Source organism: Neptunomonas sp. (genome assembly GCF_041601355.1).
Taxonomy (GTDB): domain Bacteria; phylum Pseudomonadota; class Gammaproteobacteria; order Pseudomonadales; family Balneatricaceae; genus Neptunomonas.
Genome location: NZ_JBFIIH010000214.1, coordinates 1 through 4093 on the forward strand (window position 1 = coordinate 1; position 4093 = coordinate 4093).

Sequence of the window (4093 nt, forward strand, 5' to 3'; positions counted from 1 at the left end):
CCTGACGCACACGTCTGGATACCACTTGCTTAGAGAAAGGGTTAAAACTTACTTGCGTTGGGGGCTATTCCTAATGTGCCTGGCTGCTGTAGCGTACGGTATTTTCAGGCCGACGCCACCCCCACAGTTATTCCATAACTCCGACAAAGTCGGCCATGCGCTGGCCTTTTTAGGCTTATCGTTAACTGCGTGGTGGGCCTTACGGCATGTGCGCTGGTTCTATTTCTGGCCGGTGTTGTTTGCGTTGGCGCCCTTGTTGGAATACTTACAAGGCGAGTTTCGCCCGTTGCGCGTATACAGTATGGAGGATAGCTACGCCAACCTTGCCGGCGTCGCTATTGCGTTGCTGTGTGTGGGTTGTTTAAGGTTGATTTCGAGGTAAGTGTTTATTTATTTGATTCTCATGCAAAAAATACAGCACATCGAACGTCCGATATTGATGTGGCCATTTTGCCTGAATCGCCATTGCCTGCTGGTTTATTGTCCGACGTGAGGGAGGCGCTTGAGCAGAGTAACATTATCTATCATGTCGACCTTGTTGATTTGTTTAATGCCGGAGCGGCTTTCCGTCAAAAGGTACTGGATGAGGGCGTGTTATGGAGCGCTTGATATCTGGCTGAGCAGCGTAAGGGCGCGTATCGAGATATTATGATAGCTTGACTAGTTCTTTGGAAATGGCGGCTCTGAACTCTTCTGAGATTTGTTGCCAATCAATGATATCTGTCATGAAAGGCAGGTCGGATTCTGAGAACGCATTTTCTAGTTCTGTAAGCGTTTGGTAGGGGATGGCTTTGTCTGATTTTATGAGTAGATCAAGATCAGAGTACTTGCGAGCCTTTCCGTTTGTTCTTGATCCGAAGGCATAAATTTCTGTCGCAGGGGCGAGGTATTGCGAAGAAATTAACTTGACGGTATTTAACTGCTCCGGTGTTAGGTCAAGCATATTTTGATTCCAGTATTGCTAATAGCGCCTGTGCCTCGGGTAAGAATAAAACAGCAATGTCATACGTTTGTTCTGCTATTTTTTCATTGTAGGTGTGCGATGTTTCATTTCTTGCTTTGTGGTAGGTAAACCAGATTAGCGGGTCTTTTATCAAGCCTCGGTCGGCGGCCACTCGAAAGAGATCTTTTCGGCTAAGGATGACGATACTTTCTGATCCTAAGTCTTCACTTAAATCACGTTTGATAAACTTCCAGCACAGCTCATAAGTGTACTCGAAACGTTGGATAACAGCGTCGCGAATAAACTCATTCTTGGGTTGGGCAACGGCTATATCTAATGAAGCGATGGCTTTCTTTAAGGGAGTGAGAATTAATTCCATGGATGTTTCACCCGTGTGCAAATAATATTAATAATACCAATTATCGCCCAATGCCGTAATAGGTAAAACCGAGGCTTTGCGCCAGCTCTTTGCTTAAGAGGTTGCGCCCGTCGATGATAAGCGGAGCTTGCATGCGTTCTAGCATCTGCTCGTAGTCTGGTGATGCGTATTCTGGCCACTCGGTCAGCAGTAGCAGGGCGTTTGACTGGTTGAGTGCTTCATATTTATCGCGGTAGGTGTGTACCTGTGGATGCCCACCGTAGAGTTTTTCGATATTTTCCAGCGCTTCCGGGTCGTGTATATGGATATTGGCTTGTTGGGCAAGCAGGGCGTTGATGATTTTGATGCTGGGTGCGCTGTCCAGTGCGGCAGAGCCTGGCTTAAAAGAGACTCCCCACAGGGTGATATTCAGTTTGTGAATATCACACTCATAATGCCGCCATAGCTTACGAAACGGTTGCTCTTTCTGTTTCTCGTTTTCTTGCAGCACAGTATCCAGCAGCTGTGATTGGCGCTTTTCGGATAGCAGATTGGCCAGCCCTTTGGTGGTTTGCGAGAAGATGTTACCGCCAAATCCACATCCGGGTGCCAGGTAGTGATGCCCGATACGCGGGTCGGCCCCAAGGCTCTGCTTGATGACATCGATATCAACATCCAGCTGCTCTGCCAGGTTGGCGAGCTCATTGATGTAACCAATACGCAGCGCCAGCATGCCGGTTATGGATAGCTTGGCAAATTCAGCTTCTTTGGGTGTCATCACCAGTAGTTGTTCCAACTGGCTGCTAAAAGGCCGCAGCAGTGCACGGGTCATCATGCTGGCCCATGAGTTGGTGCTGCCAAAGGTGAGTGATTTAGGCTGGCGGATATTTTTCAGGGCTTCGCCTTCTGAGATGTTCTCGGCCAGATAAACCACCACCTGATCTTTGTCGATATCCAGCAGCGCTTGTAGTTTGTCGGTACAGCCTACGCCGAAATGGCTCTGGTTAATGATCAGCAGCTTATCTGGCTGTTGGCCTGGCTGCTGATCTGCAGAAAGGGGCTTATCTGAACGGCGCCGGGCTATGCCGCTGACAAGCTGGTGTGCTTGATCATAGGCCGCCGGGTTCATGCTGATGATATGTGTCGAGAGCAATGAAGCGGAGCCGCTGTGGATAAACTGCAGGTTTTGCTTTTCGAACTGCTGGGTGATCAGGTCTTGAAGCCCTGGCTCATTGCGGATGCTGCTGCCCATGAGTGTCACGGGATCGCTGATCTGTGTGTCGTTAACGAGAAACACATCATTGCCGGCTTGCGCGAGTAAACCGGCGGTTGCCCAGGCGGTGAGTTCGTGGCCCCAGATGGCGATTTTCATAGCGCTGATCCCTTTTCTTTATCCTGTGCGTGCTCTTGCTGAGGCTCTTGTTTCTGACCTTGCTTATACAGCTCTTGTTTCTCAAGAATGGCGCTGAGAAGGCCTTCTGTGGAGCTGTCAAAGGGCGCTGCTTCTGTCCCGTTTGGTGAGGCTCGCTGTTCTTTTAACAGCGGCTTGAGCAGGTCGGTCGCCATTTTCTTGCCCAGTTCTACGCCCCATTGATCAAACGGATTAACGTCCCAGATTACTGATTGGACAAACACTTTATGCTCGTATAAGGCGATTAGCTGGCCAAACGAGTAGGGGGTCAGTTCGTCGATCAGTACTGTCGTGCTGGGTTGGTTGCCGCGATAGCGTTTATGGATCGGTGCGGCATCGTTACCGGCAATGGCGGCGTCGCCCAGTGCCAGCAAGCGTGACTGGGCAAGGCAGTTAGCGAGTGACAGCTGGTGTTGCTGCTGTAGCTCGCTGTTGTCTAGTTCTTCATAGCGCCTGGCGGGCGCGATAAAATCACACATCACTGATTCGGTGCCTTGGTGCAGTAGCTGGTAAAACGCGTGCTGCGCGTTAGGGCCTATCTCGCCCCAGAGAATCGGGCAGGTATGGTAATGAATGGTTTCTCCCTGGCGGCTGACGCTTTTGCCGTTACTTTCCATCTCCAGTTGTTCGAGGTAGGCGGGCAGATGGCTTAAGCGGCCATCGTAGGGCAGAATCGCGTGGGCATGAATATCTAAAAAGTTGATGTTCCAGACGCCGATCATCCCCAGCTGTACGGGCAGATTTTCTTCAAAGGGTGCTGTTTTGAAGTGCTCATCCATGGCGTGTGCGCCACTGAGCATGGCTTTAAAGCCTGGCATGCCAATGCGGAGCGCAATCGGCAAGCCAATGGCTGACCACATCGAGTAGCGTCCGCCGGTCCAGTCCCAGAAATTCAGCTGGCTGTTTTCCGGAATGCCCCACTGGTTCATCTTTTCCTGGCTGGCCGATACGCCGATAAAGTGGCGGCGGTTGAGCAGTTCGGTTTTTACATTACTGGCCGACTTAAGCCATTGGCGTGCCGTATTGGCGTTGGACAGCGTATCGATGGTGGTGAACGATTTAGACGAAATGATAAATAAGGTGGTTTCCGGCGATAGCTGGTCAAGCAAGTCGGCGATCTGGCTGCCGTCCATGGATGACACAAAATGCACTTTGAGTTGGCGTCCTGCCGGTGGTTGTGCATCGGTGAGGGCTTTGCAGGCCATCAGCGGGCCAAGGTCTGAGCCGCCGACACCAATATTGACGATGGTGTCGATGGGCAGGCCTGAATAGCCGCGCCATTGGCCGGCGTGGATGCGCTCCACCATGCTGCCCATCTGTGTCAAATTGACGTGAACATCTTCTGCAATGTTGTGTTCATCCAGCAGCAATTCACTGTTCG

6 protein-coding genes are annotated in these 4093 nt (G+C 50.9%); 2 read left to right on the top strand and 4 right to left on the bottom strand.

Features of this window, described 5'->3' with window-relative positions; translation table 11 throughout:
• Both ABY436_RS19335 and ABY436_RS19340 read left to right on the top strand, forming a co-directional pair.
• On the top strand, positions 1 to 382 hold a 382-nt coding region (locus ABY436_RS19335), incomplete at its 5' end, for a hypothetical protein (RefSeq protein ID WP_372740560.1).
• Complete coding sequence (locus ABY436_RS19340; RefSeq protein WP_372740561.1) at positions 358 to 609, top strand: nucleotidyltransferase family protein; 252 nt, start codon at positions 358 to 360, stop codon at positions 607 to 609. The genes ABY436_RS19335 and ABY436_RS19340, both read left to right, overlap by 25 nt.
• Before the next feature lie 37 nt (positions 610 to 646).
• Here ABY436_RS19340 and ABY436_RS19345 read toward each other — a convergent pair whose 3' ends face one another.
• The 4 genes from ABY436_RS19345 to pgi form a co-directional block, all read right to left on the bottom strand.
• Complete coding sequence (locus ABY436_RS19345) at positions 647 to 943, bottom strand: nucleotidyltransferase family protein (protein ID WP_372740562.1); 297 nt, start codon at positions 941 to 943, stop codon at positions 647 to 649.
• A complete protein-coding gene (locus ABY436_RS19350; RefSeq protein WP_372740563.1) occupies positions 936 to 1322 on the bottom strand; it encodes a nucleotidyltransferase substrate binding protein in 387 nt (128 codons plus the stop codon). Before ABY436_RS19350 ends, ABY436_RS19345 begins: the two co-directional genes overlap by 8 nt.
• Positions 1323 to 1362: 40 nt before the next feature.
• Complete coding sequence (locus ABY436_RS19355) at positions 1363 to 2673, bottom strand: nucleotide sugar dehydrogenase (protein WP_372740564.1); 1311 nt, start codon at positions 2671 to 2673, stop codon at positions 1363 to 1365.
• Positions 2670 to 4093, bottom strand: a 1424-nt coding sequence (gene pgi, locus ABY436_RS19360; protein ID WP_372740565.1) for a glucose-6-phosphate isomerase, incomplete at its 5' end; no start/stop codon positions are given. The genes pgi and ABY436_RS19355, both read right to left, overlap by 4 nt.